Consider the following 14949-nt stretch of genomic DNA (forward strand, 5'->3'; position numbering starts at 1 on the left):
ACCCGTACCTCTGCCGTCTCTCGCACCGCCCGAACCCCCCGCACCGCCGAAGACCTGCCGACTTCCCGGCCGCGCCCCCGTATTCCGGAAGGGTGTGAGCGCCGGGCCAACGAGAGGAAACCCTCCCGTGCCAGCCTCCCGCACCACCGCGCGCCGCCGGCTCGCCGCCGTCGCGACCGCACTGCCGCTCCTCACCGTCGCGCTCACCTCCTGCGGCTACGGTTCGGATGCCGCCTCCGACAAGTCCTCCGAGGAGGCCGCTCCCGCCGCTTCGGGCAAGGCGCTCTCGGCCGACACGGTGAAGATCGGCTACTTCCCGAACCTGACCCATGCCACGGCTCTGGTGGGTATCCAGGAGGGCATCTTCCAGAAGGAGCTGGGCGGTACGAAGGTGGCGCCCGCGACCTTCAACGCCGGCCCCTCCGAGATCGAGGCCCTCAACGCGGGCAGCATCGACATCGGCTTCATCGGCCCCTCCCCCGCCATCAACGGCTACACCCAGACCGGCGGCAAGAGCCTCCGTATCATCGGCGGTTCGGCCTCCGGCGGTGTGAAGCTGGTGGTCAACCCGGCGAAGATCAAGACCCTGGACGACGTCAAGGGCAAGAAGATCGCCACTCCGCAGCTCGGCAACACGCAGGACGTGGCGTTCCTCAACTGGATCTCCGAGAAGGGCTGGAAGGTCGACGCGCAGTCCGGCAAGGGCGATGTGTCGGTCGTCCGTACGGACAACAAGATCACCCCGGACGCCTACAAGGCAGGTTCCATCGACGGCGCGTGGGTGCCGGAGCCGACCGCGTCCAAGCTGGTCGCCGAAGGTGCCAAGGAGCTGCTGAACGAGTCCGACCTGTGGCCGGACAAGAAGTTCGTGATCACGAACATCATCGTGTCGCAGAAGTTCCTCGCCGAGCACCCGGATGTGGTCGAGGCCGTGCTGCGCGGCTCGGTGAAGACCAACGAGTGGATCAACGCCAATGAGGCGCAGGCGAAGGCCTCCGCCAACGAGGCGCTGAAAACGCTCTCGGGGAAGGCGCTGCCACCCGAGGTCCTCGACCCGGCGTGGGAGTCGATCCAGATCATCAACGACCCGCTGGCCGCCACGCTCCAGGCGGAGGCCGACCACGCGGTGAAGGCCGGTCTGCTGGAGAAGCCCGATCTGAACGGCATCTACGACCTGGGGCCGCTGAACAAGGTGCTCAAGGCCGCCGGTCAGCCCGAGGTCGCCGACGCCGGTCTCGGCGTCAAGTAACCGTTGACCGCGTACGGCTCCGTACCCGGTCAAGCATCGACCCGTATCCGCTCCCGATCCCGTATCCGCTCCCGACTCCCTGTCCGGTCCCGACCCCGGACCCACACCGTTCCCAGGAGGTGACGACCATGGTGACGACCCTCACCAAGGCCGCCGAGAGCACCCCGGCGGTGGACCACGCCGCCCGTATCGCGCATGTCTCGAAGTCCTTCGTGACACCGGCCGGGCAGCAGCTCGTCCTCGACGACATCACGCTGGATGTCGCCCCCGGCGAGTTCGTCACCCTTCTGGGAGCGTCGGGTTGCGGGAAGTCCACCCTGCTCAATCTGGTCGCGGGGCTCGACCGTCCGTCCGCCGGGTCCATCGCGACACCCGGCGGGCGGCCGGCCCTGATGTTCCAGGAGCACGCGCTGTTCCCGTGGCTGACCGCCGGCAAGAACATCGAGCTGGCGCTGCGGCTGCGCGGGGTGCCCAAGCAGGACCGGCGCGCCGAGACGGAGCGGCTGCTCGGTCTGGTCCGTCTCGACGGCTCGTACGGCAAGCGGGTGCACGAGCTGTCCGGCGGGATGCGGCAGCGGGTGGCGCTGGCCAGGGCGCTCGCCCAGGACAGCCAACTGCTGCTGATGGACGAGCCGTTCGCGGCGCTCGACGCCATCACCCGGGATGTGCTGCACGACGAGCTGACCCGGATCTGGCGTGAGACGGAGCTGTCGGTGCTCTTTGTCACGCACAACGTACGGGAGGCGGTACGGCTCGCCGAGCGCGTCGTCCTGATGTCGTCGCGGCCCGGCCGGGTGGCCCGTGAGTGGCGGGTGGACATCCCGCAGCCGCGCCGTATCGAGGACCCCGCGGTCGCGGAGCTGTCCGTCGAGATCACCGAAGAACTGCGTGGGGAGATCCGCCGCCATGGCCGGAACTGAGACGACGACACCGAAGGGCGCGGCTCCCGACGGGAACGCGGCCGGCCCGGCGCCGGAGGACGGGACGCCCGGGGCGGCCGTGGCGCACCACGATCTGGCGGGCCTGGAGGCCGGGCTCGACGCGCTGGACACCGTGCAGACCCGGCGTACCCCGCTGCGCACGACCCTGGTCCAGAAGGCCCTTCCGCCCTTCATCGCCGTCGCGCTGGTGCTGGTGGTGTGGCAGGTCCTGGTCTGGGCGAAGATCACCGACGACTACAAGCTGCCGTCGCCGACGGCGGTGTGGGACGAGGTGGCCGACGCCTGGGCGCAGGGCACCCTGCTCGGCTATATCTGGACGAGCGTCTCGCGCGGTCTGCTGGGCTTCCTGCTGGCGCTGGCGATCGGCACCCCGCTCGGGCTGCTGGTCGCCCGGGTACGGTTCGTCCGCGCGGCCATCGGGCCGATCCTGTCCGGGCTCCAGTCGCTGCCCTCGGTGGCCTGGGTGCCGCCGGCGGTGATCTGGCTGGGGCTGAACGACTCGATGATGTACGCGGTGATCCTGCTCGGCGCGGTCCCCTCCATCGCCAACGGTCTGGTCTCCGGGGTCGACCAGGTGCCGCCGCTGTTCCTGCGGGCCGGACGCACGCTCGGCGCGACCGGGCTGCGGGGCACCTGGCACATCGTGATGCCCGCCGCGCTGCCCGGCTATCTGGCGGGGCTGAAGCAGGGCTGGGCGTTCTCGTGGCGCTCACTGATGGCCGCGGAGATCATCGCGTCCTCGCCCGATCTGGGCGTGGGGCTGGGGCAGTTGCTGGAGAACGGCCGTACGGTCGGCAGCATGCCCATGGTGTTCCTCGCCATCTTCCTCATCCTGATCGTCGGTATCGCGATCGATCTGCTGATCTTCAGCCCGCTGGAGCGGCGGGTGCTGCGCGGCCGCGGTCTCCTGGTGAAGAGCTGATCGCCATGGTGAAGAGCTGATTCCCATGCACCGTCATCCGTCCATTCAGCACGCCGTTCGGCGGTCCGTTCCTGGGCCGGTCCTGCTGGTCGTCGCGCACGGCAGCCGCGATCCGCGGCATGCCGCGACCGTGCACGCCCTGGCCGGGCGGCTGCGCGTACTGCGCCCGGAGCTGCGCGTGGAGACGGGCTTTCTGGACTTCAACTCACCTGCTCTCCCCGGGCTGTTGGACCGGCTGGCGCTGGAGGGCGTACAGGAGGTGGTGGCCCTGCCGCTGCTGCTGACCCGCGCCTTCCACGCCAAGGCCGACATCCCGGCGGTGCTGCGCGAGGCACGGGCGCGCCATCCGTACCCGCTGATCCGGCAGGCCGAGGTGCTCGGCCCCGCACCGCTGCTCGTGGAGGCGCTGGAGCGGCGGCTGTACGAGGCGGGGCTCAGGGCCGCCGACCGCGCCTCGACCGGGATCGTACTGGCCTCCGCGGGCTCCTCGGACCCCGAGGCGGTCGCGGTGATCGCCGGTGTCGCACGGGAGTGGCGGCGTACCGGCGGCTGGCGCGCGGTGCGGCCCGCGTTCGCCTCCGCCGCCCTGCCGCGCACCGAGGACGCGGTGCGGGCGCTGCGCGCCGAGGGCGTGCGCCGGATCGCGGTGGCGCCGTATGTGATCGCCCCCGGCTTCCTGCCGGACCGGATCGCGAACGGCGCGCGCGAGGGCGGCGCGGATGTCCTGGCGCCGGTTCTGGGCGCGGCTCCCGAGCTGGCACGGCTGCTGCTGCGCCGGTACGACGAGCGGGTGAGGGTGGCGGGGCCGGTGCCGGTCTCGGCCTGAGGCCGGGCCTGGGGCCCGGGGCCTGGGTGTGCATCGGCATCGGCCTCAGTCGAACGGGGTGCCCTGGTGGAAGTAGAGCAGCCAGCCCTTCTCGGTCCGCCGCCACAGTGAACTACGGTGCGCCCGGCGCCCGTTGGAGTCCGTGTCGAAGGTCAGCAGCACCACATCGGGGCCGAGCTGGACACCCCGCATCTTGGAGGTGGTGATCGGCCGGGGCCCGGCCGCGCCCTTCGCCGCCAGCTCGGCAACGATCGAGGCGCGGTCCCATTCACGGCCGGATGAGCCGAATTCCCTGAAGTCCGGGTGGAGCAGCTCCGCGAACAGCGCGGCCGAGGAACGGACCGCCGGGTCGAGCAGCCGCAGCTCCGCCTCGATGGCCGCGGAGATCGCGGACGTACGGTGGTCAGCCACGAGTCAGCTCCACCAGCTTGAGGACGGTGTTCCAGTTGCGGCTGGTGGCGGTGATGCCCTTGAACAGCGCCGGTCTGGCCAGCGCTTCGGCGAGCTTGGAGCGGCCGACCCCGTTCGGCGCGTACAGATACAGCACCCGGTCGCCCAGCCTGAACTCCTCCGGGAGGTACCCGGCGGGGTCGAGTGAGGCGAGGCGCCCGGGGTCCACCGGCTCGGAGAAGTAGGTGGCGTGGAGCTGCCTTCCCTCCAGGGTGGCGGCGGGGAAGGGACACTCCTCGGCCACGGCCCGCAGATAGGCGGCGTCTCGTACGAGACAGTCGACGCGGAACCCGAAGCGCTCCTCGATGGCCTGCTCCAGACCGGCGGCGAGAGCGCTCTCATGGGCGGAGCCGCCGGAGCCCGTGGAGTCGCTGGAGCCTGTGGAGCCGCCAGAGCCGCTGGAGTCGCCGGAGTCGCCGGAGCCTGTGGCGTCGGTGGTGAAGACCGCGTTCCCGCTCTGGAGGTAGGTGCGGACATCGCGGTGGCCGAGTCCCGAGAGCACATCACGCAGCTCGGCCATCGGGACCCGCTTGTGGCCGCTGACATTGATTCCGCGCAGGAGTGCCGCGTACGTCGTCGTCATGAGCACACGATAGGAGATCCGGCGGGGACCGCGCCCGAGGCGAGGGCTCCGCCGAGCGGCCGCCGCGCCCCGTGGGGGAAGAGCGCGACGGCCGCCGGTACAGCAGGGTCGTGCGGTCGGGCATGCGGCGCGGTGCGGCGTCCGCCGCCTGCCCGGACGGTCCGCCTACTCGACGATCTTGAGCAGCTTGTTCGCGGTGTCCGGCGACGCGTTGCTGATCGCGTCGGGGGTGGCACCGTCGGTCAGGGCCGTGGCGACCTGGTCGGGGGTGGCGTCCGGGTGGGCGCCGAGATAGAGGGCGACCGCGCCGACGACATGGGGTGTCGCCATCGAGGTGCCGGAGATGGTGCTGGTGGCGGTGTCGCTGTTGTTCCAGTCCGAGGTGATGCCGGACCCCGGTGCGTAGAGGTCCACGAGCGGGCCGAAGTTGGAGAAGTACGACTGCGTGTCGTCCACGGCGGACGAGGCGACCGTGATGGCCTCCTCGACCCGCGCCGGAGAGATCTGGCTCGCGTCGAAGGAGTTGTTGCCGGCCGCGACACCGAAGGTGACCCCGGTGGCGATGGCGTTCCGTACGGCTTCGTCGAGGGCCGGGTCAGCGCCGCCGCCGAGGCTCATATTGGCGACGGACGGACCCTGGTGGTTCGCGGCGACCCAGTCGATCCCGGCGATGACCTGCTCCGTGGTGCCGAAGCCGCTGTCGTCGAGGACCCGTACGGAGACGATCTCCGCCTTCTTGGCGACACCGTGCGCGGCACCGGCTATGGTCCCGGCGACATGCGTGCCGTGGCCGTAGCCGTCGTCGGCGGAGTCGTCGCCGTCGATGGCGTCGTAGCCGTAGCTCGCACGGCCCTCGAAGTCGGCGTGGGTGATCCGGACACCGGTGTCGATGACATACGCCGTGACACCCTCACCGGCGCTGTCCGGATAGGTGTACGCGTTGTCCCCGGTGGTGGCCGTCTGGTCGACCCGGTCCAGGCCCCAGGAAGGCGGGTTGTCCTGGGTGGCGTTGATGGTGAAGGTCTTGTTCCTGACGACCTTGGCGACGGCCGGGTCTGCCGCGAGCCGCTTGGCCTCCGTCTCGGTGAGGCCGCTCGCCGAGAAGCCGTGGAGGGCCGTGCCGTAGTTCCGCTTGAGCACGCCTCCGTACTCCTTGGCCAGTTCCTGCTTCGCGCTCCTGCTGTCGGCGGCCTTGGCGCCGGCCCGGAGGCCGGCCTGCTGACCGGCCTGCGCACCGGTCTTGAGCAGCACGATGTAGCTGCCGGGGACCGCGCCCTCGGCGTCGTTTCCGTAGACCACGCCCTGTGCCGGAGCCGCGCCCGCTGTGGGGGAGGTGAGCGCGGTGATTCCGGCCGCCGCGGCCAGGGCGGTGAGGGCGGCGGTGAGTTTGATCCTGCTCGCACGCTGTTGAGTTGCCATGAAGAGGGAGCTCCTCGTCATTTTCTGTGGGGGGACGCCCGGCGGACGGAAGTCTCCGGCGGGCCAGGAGCGGGTCTTCTGGATCTTGCCGGGCTCGCGGGGTGATCCAAAAGACCCGCCCCGGCTCGAAACCCTGACCGATTGACGAGTTCAGATCAAGAGTCCATAGCGGCGGTGACCTGGTAAACCTCAATCCCCATAAGGAATCGGCCAGTCCGGAAAGTGCCGAGCTCGTCCGTCAGCCTCCGCCAGTGCCACGAGGCTCCGCTCCCCCAGTCCGGGATACGACCGGAACCGGGAGGAAGGGGCCTCTCTCCCCGCGCACCGGCGACCACGACGAAATGGCCCGATCCCGACCCCACCTTTCACGGACGACGACACTGCGGGCCACGGCTCCCGTCCCGTACGGGCGCCCGGGCGGGTCAGGGCGTCACGGCCGGGAGCGCCGCTTCGATCAGGTCGGCCGCCCTCGGCGTACCGCCCTCGGCCGCCATCTCACGCTTGATCCCGTCGAGCCTCCTGGCCACCTCCGGATCCGAGGCCACCGCCAGAACCGCCTTCCGCAGCGCCTCCGGTGTCGCCTCCTCCGTGTCGAGGCGCCGGGCCACACCCAGCGAGACCAGCATGTCGGCGTTGCCGAACTGGTCGACCGCCTGCGGTACGGCGACCATCGGCGTGCCCGTCGCGAGGCCCTCCTGGCTGCCGCCCGCGCCCGCGTGGGTGATGAAGGCGTCGGCCTGCCGGAGTACGGCGAGCTGCGGCACCCAGTGACACACCTCGATGTTGTCCGGCACTTCGCCCAGCTCGGACGCGTCCACATGGGGCCCGATCTGGAGCACCACATGCCAGCCGGGCAGGCCGCCGAAGGCCTCGACGCACGCGCGGTAGAACGCGGGCTGCTTGGTGAAGGCCGAGCCGAGCGAGACCAGCAGCACCTTCTCCGCCCCGGACGGCCGCCGCCACTCGCCCTGATCGGCGCGGTCGCCCTGGCAGGCGCCGACAAAGGTGTACACGGACTCGTCCACGCGGTCGGCGTGCGGCTGCAGCACTCTGGGGATCAGCACCAGGGAGCGGCCGGGCCTGGCGACCAGCCGGTCCTGGTCGGTGTGGTCCATGTGCTGCTCATCGAGCCAGTCGGCGAAGCGCGCGCGATAGGCACGGCCCCGCTCGGAAGCCCGCAGCTCCGCGAGCATCGGCTCACCGATCTCCTGGTCGTACCCCTCCCAGGCGACCAGATTCGGCGAGAGCTGGATGTACGGGACACCCCAGCGGTGCGCCAGGACCGGAGCCGGATAGGACGTGATGTCGCTGAGGACCAGATCCGGCAGGTCGTCCTCGAACGCGGCGGCGAGCTGCGGCAGCGCCTGGATCGCGTCGTCGAGGAACGGCGCCAGATTGTCGACGAGTTCCGTGCCCCAGGCTTCCGGATCGTCGTCGGGCCCCGGCAGTACGGATGTGTAGATCACCGGCTCGGCGCCGGTCGCCGCGACCTTCTCGGCGAAGAGGGCGGGGATCGCGTAACTGACCCGGTGCCCTCGGGCGACCAGCTCCCGGATGATGTCGAGGCTCGGGTTCACATGCCCGTGAGCGGCGATGGAGAACATGGCGATATGGGCGGAGCGGGACAAGGCCATGCCCTCAACCTAAAAATGACGGGGCGTCTGGTGCAATCCGATATCCGCCCCACACCGGTCGGCCCGACGGCCGGCCGGTGGTCAGCGCTGGTAGCGGGCCAGCACCCGGTTGCCGTCCTCGACGAGGCGTTTCTCCAGTTCGGCACGGCCGATCGCACCGCTGTAGTACTCCTGGAGCGCCGGGGTCGCCACCTTGTCCTTCCATTCGGGGTAGCCGCGCACCGACTGCGCGGGGGCCGGCCGCAGTTCCCGCGCGAGCGCCGCCCCCGTCGCCCAGCCGTCGCGCGCCACCCTCAGGGACGGGTCCTTCAGCGCCTCCGTACCGGTCGGCAGCATCCAGTCACCGTGCGCGAGCCGCACCATGTTCGGCGGCCGGAGCAGGAAGTCGATGAACCGCGCGGCCTCCTTCTTGTACGGGCTGTCCGCCGCGATCGAGAGGGTCTGCGGGCTCACCCCCTGGGCCAGCCCCTCCGCCGCCCCGGCCGGGGCGGGCAGTACGGTCCACTCGAATCCCTCCGGCGCCTGCTGGATGATCTGCTGGCGGTACGAGAAGCCCAGCGGGACCATCGCGTACTTGCCGCCGAACAGGCCGGGCAGGGTGTCGGAGCCGCCCATCCCCAGAGTCGCCCCGGACGCGCTGCCGTCCGTGTTGACCTGGTCGTGGATGGTGCCGGGCACCACCGCGTCCCCGTCCGTGAAGCGGATCGTCACCTTGCCGTCCGCACCCCGGTGGAAGAGCCGCCCGCCCGCCGAGAGCCCCAGGTTGAGGGTGGCGGAGACCGGGTCCTTCAGCGGCCAGGCGACGGCGTACCTGCCGGGGCCCATCCGCTCGGTCAGCTCCGCGCCGATCCGCCGGAACTCGGGCCAGGTCCAGGGCTCTTCGGGGGTCGGGATCCGGACTCCGAATTCTTCGAGGAGCTTCTTGTTCGCGATCAGGACCCGCGGCTCCTGGAGGAACGGCACGCCGTACACACCGCCGCCGAAGGTGGCCGTGTCCCAGCTCCGCCGGGGGATGTCCCGCTTGAGGCGCTCGGGCAGCAGGGGGCCGAGATCGGCGAGATAGCCGCCGTACGCGAAGTCGGCGAGGTCGTCGGCGGCGTCGTGGATGACGTCCGGTGCCTCGTCGCCCTCGAAGGAGGTGAGGAGCTGGTCATGGACGCTGTCCCAGCTCCCCTGGACGTACTCGACCCGGATGTCCGGATGGGCCGCGTTCCACTCGTCGACCAGTTCCTTGTTGGCGCGGACGGACTCGTCCTGCCAGGCCAGGGACTGGAAGCGCAGGGTGATCCGGCCGCCGCGCGCCGTTCCGTCCGTGCCGCCGTCCCGGGAGCAGCCGCTGAGCAGCACGGCGAGTACGGCCGCCGCTGCCGAGGCCTTCCGAAGCCGGGACCGTCCGCGTACCCGGCACCATCCGCGTACCCGGGACCACCCGCGGATCCGGGACCACCTGTTCGAAAGCCTCATCAGCTCTTCACCGCCCCGGCGAGCATTCCGCCCGTGATCCGCCGCTGGATCAGCGCGAAGACGAGGAGCGAGGGCAGCGTCGCCAGGAACGCGGCGGCGGCGAGCGGTCCCAGATCGGCGACGCCCTCCGCGCCGAGGAAGTGGGTGAGGACGACCGGCAGGGTCTGTTTCTCCGGGGACTTGAGGAGGACGAGCGCGAAGAAGAACTCGTTCCAGGCGGTGATGAAGGCGAAGAGCGCCGTGGCGACGATGCCGGGGGCCAGCAGCGGCGCGGTCACCGAGACGAGCGTACGGATCCGGCCCGCGCCGTCCACGGCCGCCGCCTCCTCCAGCTCGGCCGGCAGCGCCCGGACATAGCCGCTCAGCATCCAGAGTGCGAACGGCAGCGCCCACACCACGTACACCATGACCAGCCCGGCCAGGGAGTTGATGAGATGGAGGTTCTTGAGGACCAGGAAGAGCGGGATGATCACCAGCACGAACGGGAACGCCTGGCTGATCACCACCCAGCCGGTCGCCGCCGCCGCAAGCCTGCCGCGCCTGCGGGCCATCACATAGGCCATCGGGGTCGCGATGAGGACGGCGATCAGGGCGGCGGCGAGGGCCGCGGTCAGGCTGTGGCCCGCGGCCCGCAGCAGCGGCTGCTCGTCGAAGGCCTGCCGGAAGTTCTCCAGGGTCGGCTGCCGCGGGATCCAGGTGGGGTGGAGACTGCCCAGCTCCCTGGCGGGTTTGAAGGCGGTGGAGAGCAGCCAGAGGAAGGGCACCGCGAGAAAGACGAGGTAGCACAGCAGCGCGAGATACTGTCCGGCCCGCGCGGACCCGCTGGTACGAAGGCTCATCGTCCTTCCTCCCCCTGCCTGAGCCGTCCGACGAGCTGGAGCGAGAGCAGCACCGCGATCACGGCCACCATGACGCAGCCCATCGCGGCGGCGTAGCCGAACTGGCCGTAGCGGAAGGCCTCTTCGTACGCGAAGAGCATGGGCAGCCGGGTGCGGCCGCCGGGGCCGCCGTTGGTCAGGACATAGACCAGGGCGAAGGAGTTGAAGCTCCAGATGAAATTGAGCGCCGTGATGGCCAGGGCGACCGGCCGGAGCGCGGGCCAGGTGACCGTACGGAACCGGCGCCAGGCGCCCGCGCCGTCGAGCGCGGCGGCCTCGTGCAGCTCCTGAGGGGTGTTCTGGAGGCCGGCCAGCAGGGCGACGGTCGTCTGCGGCATGCCCGCCCAGACACCGACGACGATCACCGCGGGCAGGGCGGTGGCCAGTCCGCTCAGCCAGTCCCGTCCCCCGCCGAGGCCCAGATCGCGGAGGGTCTCGTTGAGGACTCCGGCGTCGGGGCTGTAGACCAGCCGCCACATGATGCCGACGACGACCTCGGGCATCGCCCAGGGGATGATCGCGAGGGCGCGGGCGAGCCAGCGGAAGCGCAGGTTCTGGTTGAGCAGCAGGGCCAGACCGAGGGCGAGGACGAACTGCGGGACGGTCACGCCGACCGCCCAGAGCAGGCCGATCCCGAACGAGTCCCAGAAGAGGGTGTCGTGCGCCAGGTCCCGGAAGTTGAGCGCGCCGATCCACTCGGTGGGTTCGGTACGGCCGGACTGCGCGTCGGTGAAGGCGAGCGCGATCCCGTACAGCAGCGGGCCGACACTCAGCACCAGGACCGGGATCAGCGCGGGCAGTACGAGGAACCAGGCGCCATGGCCGAGAGGCCCGCCGGGCCCGCCGGGCCCGCCGGACCTGCCGCTTCCCGCCCGGCCGTGCCGGGACCGCTCCTTGCCGGATCTCTCCACCGCGGTCGCCGATGTCACCGATTCGACTCCTTCGGGCGGCTTGTACCGTCTGATGACGTTCGGCCGTCCCGGCGGCCCTCGTCATCGTCTTGACCGGGGGCCCGGCCCGTCAAGACGGTCCACTCGGATGCGAGACTCGCGTGGACAGATCGGCCGGAAGTATGAGCGAGCGGGCCAGGGTCTTTCGTTTGGGTCTGGCTGGATCAGGGAGCGCCCGCCGCGGGAGCGGCTGATGTCGGCGTTGGTGCCGTGGATCGCAAGGCGGAGGAGGGAGCCCACGCGGAGGGGGTACCTCCCACGCCCTTAAGGCTGTGGGGGAGTAGGCGACTGACGACAACGCCGCGAGGCGCGGTGCCAGGGCACGCGAGCCCAGCAAGACCCAGACGAGAGGCCCTAGCGATGGACGAGGTACGGGCGCGGGAGATCCTGGCCGCGGCGGGGCTCGCGCGCGGCGCGGAGCTGCTCTCCCTCGGCGAGAACGCGGTGTTCGCGACCGGTGGGCTGATCGTCAAGGTCGGGCGGAACGCCGAGGACCACCCCGAGCTGCTGGACCGCGCACGGCGCGAAACCGCCGTCGCCGCCTGGCTCGCCGAGTGCGGTGTCCCCGCCGTACGGGCGGCGGAGCCGGAACCCCGGTCGGTGGACGGCCATCCGGTGACGCTCTGGCACCGGCTGCCCGATGCCGGGCGCCCCGCCGGCCCCGCCGATCTGGCGGCCCTGCTCCGGCTGGTCCACGCCCTGCCCGTGCCCGGCTTCGCCCTCCCCCGCCGCGAGCTGCTGGGCGGTGTCGAACGCTGGCTGCGGATCGCGGGCGAGGCGATCGACCCGGCCGACGCGGAGTATCTGCGCAGCCGCCGGGACGGCTTCGCCGAGGCGACGGCCGCGCTCACCCCGCATCTGCCGCCGGGGCCGATCCATGGCGACGCGCTGCCGCGCAATGTCCATGTCGGCCCCGACGGGCCGGTCCTGATGGACCTGGAGACCTTCTCGCTGGACTTCCGCGAGCACGATCTGGTGGTGATGGCCCTCACCCGCGACCGGTACGGTCTGCCGGCCGAGGAGTACGACAGGTTCACCCGGGCCTACGGCTGGGACGTACGCGCCTGGCCGGGCTGCCCGGTGCTGCGCGGCGCCCGCGAGACCGCGAGCTGCGCCTGGGTGGCCCAGCACGCCCCCACCAACCCGCGGGCCCTGACCGAATTCCGGCGCAGGGTCGCCTCCCTGCGTGACAACGACCCCGAGGTCCGCTGGCACACGTTCTGACGGACCTGACGGGTCCGACGGGTCCGACGGCCCTGACGGGCCGCCACCGAGCCCCTCAGGACCCCGCCGGGACCAGCTCCCGCAGCGGCCAGGCCGCGTCCACCACGGTGTCCTCGTTGCCCTTCTTCCGCAGGAAGCGCTGGAAGTCCTCCGCCCACTCGGCGTACCAGCCGATCTGACGCTCATGCAGCTCCGCCGGGGTCAGTGCCGCCACCGAGGCATGGCGGGCGGCTATCGCCAGGGCCACCCGGACCGCCGCCAGGGCGTCCGCGTACGCCTCGTGCGCCGCGTCCAGCACCACGCCGTACTCCGCGCAGACCGCCTCCAGGTTGCGCTTGCCGGGCCGGTAGCGGTCGACGGCGCGGTCGATCGTGTACGGGTCGATCACCGGGCCGACAGTCGCGACGGACTCCAGCCCGTACCGCCGCAGTTCGGCGGAGAGCAGCGTCAGGTCGAACGGCGCGTTGTACGCCACCACCGGCACCCCGCGCGCCCAGTACTCCCCCAGCTCCTCCGCGATCTCCCTCGCCACCTCGGCCGGTGGACGCCCCTCCGCCGCCGCCCGTTCGCTGCTGATGCCGTGGACCGCCGACGCCTGCGCGGGGATTCGGATGCCCGGGTCGGCGAGCCAGGTCCGCCGCCGTATCACCTCGCCGCCCCGGACCTCGACCACCGCCGCGGTCACGATCCGTGCCTCCAGCGGCTCCGTACCGGTCGTCTCCAAATCGAAACCGACCAGCGTTTCCCCATACCAAGGCATCATGCCCCTCCCTCATGGTGCGGTGGCGCTTCCCCCGTTCCGGAGCCCCCCCGTCGTTCATTCACCCTGCCACGCGCCACTGACAACGCAGGGGACAGCCGGGCGGCGGAGCCACGGCAGGGCGGCTCAGGAGACCGGACGGGAGTCCGCCCAGAGCAGTTCGAACTCCTCGCGATAGGTCTGGAAGAGACCGATTTCACTCTCCTGGCCCGAGCGCACGACCTCGCGCCCTGCGGCGCCCCGCAGCACCAGTACCGGTGACTCCATCCCACGCGCCCGCCGCAGATACGGCTGCACCACCGCGAGTCCGTCGGCGCCGTCGCCGTCGACCAGATACGCCGTGAACCGCGGGGTCTCGTCGAAGACATGGATCTCGAACGCGCCCGGGTCCCGCAGCTTGGACCGTACGCGGCGCATATGAAGGATGTTCATCTCCACCGAACGGCTCAGCTCGCCCTTCTTGAGCCCCAGCTCCCGCTCGCGCCGTTTGACCGCGCTGCTCGCCGGGTTGAGGAACACCAGCCGTATCCGGCAGCCCGACTCGGCGAGCCGGATCAGCCGGCGCCCCGAGAAGTTCTGGACGAGCAGGTTCAGCCCGATGCCGATGGCGTCGACACGCCGGGCGCCGCCGAACAGATCCTCGGCCGGGATCTGCCGCTGCAGCCTGACCCGGTCGGGATGGACGGAGACCACGTCCGCGTACCGGTCGCCGACCAGGTCCTCCATCGCGTCGACCCGCAGCCGCGCCGCCGACGGCACCCCGTTGCCGCCGCCCAGGATCTCCAGCAGCCGGGCCGAGGCGCGCTCCGCCTGGGCGAGGACCGTCTCGGAGAGCGCGCGGTTGCGGGACACGACGTTCCGCGCGACCTCCAGCTCGTCCAGTGCCAGCTCCACATCGCGCCGGTCGTCGAAGTACGGTTCGAAGCCGGGCCAGTGCTGGACCATCAGCTCCCGGAGCTGAGGCAGCGTGAGGAAGCTCAGGACATTGTCGTCGGCCGGGTCGAGCAGATAGCCCTTGCGCCGGGACACCTCCCGTACCGCCACGGCGCGCTGCACCCACTCCTGCCCGGCGGGCCCGGCGGCGGCGACCACCCACTCCTCGCCGTGGACGGGCTCGTAGATGGGCCGCAGCACCGCGGCGACGACCGCGCGCAGCCGCTGCTCCACCAGATTCAGCCAGATATAGGCACGTCCGGCCCGTTGGGCACGCGTACGGACCTCGCTCCAGGCGTCCGCGCCCCAGTCCAGTTCCGCCCCGATCTCCATCGGTCGCGCCAGGGAGACCGCTCCAGGCGGGATATCGGCGGAGTCCCCCGCGTGACCCGTGTCACCAGGGGGCAGCTCCAGCCCTCCCGAGCTCACCCGCGCACCGCCTTTTCTTCCCCTTCAACGATCAAGGAAGGGTACTCCGAGGACCGGAGGCGATGCAGCCCGATGCACAGGCTCCTTTCTCAACTCCCTTATTCGTGTGGCCCGTTCTTGGCGTCGGCTTGTGCCGGAGTGAGCCGATTCACCATGGTTGCGCCCGTTCCGCGCCTGCGTCCGATGGGGCGCGACAGCGCCCGAGGGACGAGTGGGACGGGGGCGCGGACCGGGCGACGGCGGAACACACGAAGTTGACCCGGCCCGCCCGACACCCTCCCCCGGTC

General features: G+C 71.2%; 14 protein-coding genes. 5 read left to right on the forward strand and 9 right to left on the reverse strand.

Annotated elements, in window-relative coordinates; translation table 11 throughout:
- Window positions 1-127: 127 nt before the first annotated feature.
- From WH07_RS25795 to WH07_RS25810, 4 genes are all read left to right on the forward strand, one after another.
- Window positions 128-1249, forward strand: coding sequence for an aliphatic sulfonate ABC transporter substrate-binding protein (locus WH07_RS25795; protein ID WP_046504729.1), 1122 nt, complete (start codon window positions 128-130; stop codon window positions 1247-1249).
- 128 nt (window positions 1250-1377) lie between these two features.
- Window positions 1378-2169, forward strand: coding sequence for an ABC transporter ATP-binding protein (locus tag WH07_RS25800; RefSeq protein ID WP_046504731.1), 792 nt, complete (start codon window positions 1378-1380; stop codon window positions 2167-2169).
- Complete coding sequence (locus tag WH07_RS25805; RefSeq protein ID WP_046504733.1) at window positions 2156-3112, forward strand: ABC transporter permease; 957 nt, start codon at window positions 2156-2158, stop codon at window positions 3110-3112. The genes WH07_RS25800 and WH07_RS25805 overlap by 14 nt, the downstream gene beginning before the upstream one ends.
- A 25-nt stretch (window positions 3113-3137) precedes the next feature.
- Window positions 3138-3938, forward strand: coding sequence for a sirohydrochlorin chelatase (locus WH07_RS25810; protein WP_046504735.1), 801 nt, complete (start codon window positions 3138-3140; stop codon window positions 3936-3938).
- Window positions 3939-3983: 45 nt separating this feature from the next.
- On the opposite strand, the gene WH07_RS25815 is transcribed toward WH07_RS25810, so the two are convergent.
- From WH07_RS25815 to WH07_RS25845, 7 genes are all read right to left on the reverse strand, one after another.
- A complete protein-coding gene (locus WH07_RS25815; protein ID WP_046504738.1) occupies window positions 3984-4349 on the reverse strand; it encodes a nuclear transport factor 2 family protein in 366 nt (121 codons plus the stop codon).
- Window positions 4342-4971 carry a DUF1697 domain-containing protein gene (locus WH07_RS25820; protein WP_046504753.1) on the reverse strand — a complete coding sequence of 210 codons (630 nt, stop codon included), beginning with the start codon at window positions 4969-4971 and terminating at the stop codon, window positions 4342-4344. The genes WH07_RS25815 and WH07_RS25820 overlap by 8 nt, the downstream gene beginning before the upstream one ends.
- Window positions 4972-5136: 165 nt before the next feature.
- Entirely contained in the window at window positions 5137-6390 is a 1254-nt protein-coding gene (locus WH07_RS25825) for a S8 family peptidase (protein ID WP_046504741.1), read from the reverse strand.
- Window positions 6391-6812: 422 nt separating this feature from the next.
- Window positions 6813-8024, reverse strand: a complete 1212-nt coding sequence (mgt, locus tag WH07_RS25830) for a macrolide-inactivating glycosyltransferase (protein WP_063775829.1) — start codon at window positions 8022-8024, stop codon at window positions 6813-6815.
- A gap of 81 nt (window positions 8025-8105) precedes the next feature.
- Window positions 8106-9371 carry an ABC transporter substrate-binding protein gene (locus WH07_RS25835; protein WP_232789064.1) on the reverse strand — a complete coding sequence of 422 codons (1266 nt, stop codon included), beginning with the start codon at window positions 9369-9371 and terminating at the stop codon, window positions 8106-8108.
- Window positions 9372-9487: 116 nt separating this feature from the next.
- Window positions 9488-10327 (reverse strand): carbohydrate ABC transporter permease, encoded by an 840-nt coding sequence (locus WH07_RS25840; RefSeq protein WP_046504744.1) that lies wholly within the window; start codon window positions 10325-10327, stop codon window positions 9488-9490.
- Window positions 10324-11295, reverse strand: a complete 972-nt coding sequence (locus WH07_RS25845; protein WP_046504746.1) for a carbohydrate ABC transporter permease — start codon at window positions 11293-11295, stop codon at window positions 10324-10326. The genes WH07_RS25840 and WH07_RS25845 overlap by 4 nt, the downstream gene beginning before the upstream one ends.
- 381 nt (window positions 11296-11676) lie before the next feature.
- On the opposite strand from WH07_RS25845, the gene WH07_RS25850 reads away from it, so the two are divergent.
- Window positions 11677-12540 carry an aminoglycoside phosphotransferase family protein gene (locus tag WH07_RS25850; protein WP_046504747.1) on the forward strand — a complete coding sequence of 288 codons (864 nt, stop codon included), beginning with the start codon at window positions 11677-11679 and terminating at the stop codon, window positions 12538-12540.
- A 55-nt stretch (window positions 12541-12595) separates the two neighbouring features.
- On the opposite strand, the gene WH07_RS25855 is transcribed toward WH07_RS25850, so the two are convergent.
- Together WH07_RS25855 and WH07_RS25860 are read right to left on the reverse strand one after the other, a co-directional pair.
- The gene (locus WH07_RS25855) at window positions 12596-13300 is read right to left on the reverse strand and encodes a 3'-5' exonuclease (RefSeq protein ID WP_046504762.1); all 705 of its coding nucleotides are present in this window, start codon (window positions 13298-13300) and stop codon (window positions 12596-12598) included.
- Window positions 13301-13426: 126 nt separating this feature from the next.
- Complete coding sequence (locus tag WH07_RS25860; RefSeq protein ID WP_046504750.1) at window positions 13427-14662, reverse strand: SAV2148 family HEPN domain-containing protein; 1236 nt, start codon at window positions 14660-14662, stop codon at window positions 13427-13429.
- Between the last annotated feature and the right edge of the window lie 287 nt (window positions 14663-14949).

It is taken from the genome of Streptomyces odonnellii (assembly GCF_000981895.1).
Taxonomy (GTDB): Bacteria; Actinomycetota; Actinomycetes; order Streptomycetales; family Streptomycetaceae; genus Streptomyces; species Streptomyces odonnellii.

Bases quoted from the DNA above. Each gene is read 5' to 3' on its own strand.
- WH07_RS25800 (WP_046504731.1), top strand. From the start codon at position 1,378: ATGGTGACGACCCTCACCAAGGCCGCCGAGAGCACCCCGGCGGTGGAC.
- WH07_RS25805 (WP_046504733.1), top strand. From the start codon at position 2,156: ATGGCCGGAACTGAGACGACGACACCGAAGGGCGCGGCTCCCGACGGG.
- WH07_RS25810 (WP_046504735.1), top strand. From the start codon at position 3,138: ATGCACCGTCATCCGTCCATTCAGCACGCCGTTCGGCGGTCCGTTCCT.
- WH07_RS25820 (WP_046504753.1), bottom strand. From the start codon at position 4,971: ATGACGACGACGTACGCGGCACTCCTGCGCGGAATCAATGTCAGCGGC.
- WH07_RS25825 (WP_046504741.1), bottom strand. From the start codon at position 6,390: ATGGCAACTCAACAGCGTGCGAGCAGGATCAAACTCACCGCCGCCCTC.
- mgt (WP_063775829.1), bottom strand. From the start codon at position 8,024: ATGGCCTTGTCCCGCTCCGCCCATATCGCCATGTTCTCCATCGCCGCT.
- WH07_RS25840 (WP_046504744.1), bottom strand. From the start codon at position 10,327: ATGAGCCTTCGTACCAGCGGGTCCGCGCGGGCCGGACAGTATCTCGCG.
- WH07_RS25850 (WP_046504747.1), top strand. From the start codon at position 11,677: ATGGACGAGGTACGGGCGCGGGAGATCCTGGCCGCGGCGGGGCTCGCG.
- WH07_RS25855 (WP_046504762.1), bottom strand. From the start codon at position 13,300: ATGCCTTGGTATGGGGAAACGCTGGTCGGTTTCGATTTGGAGACGACC.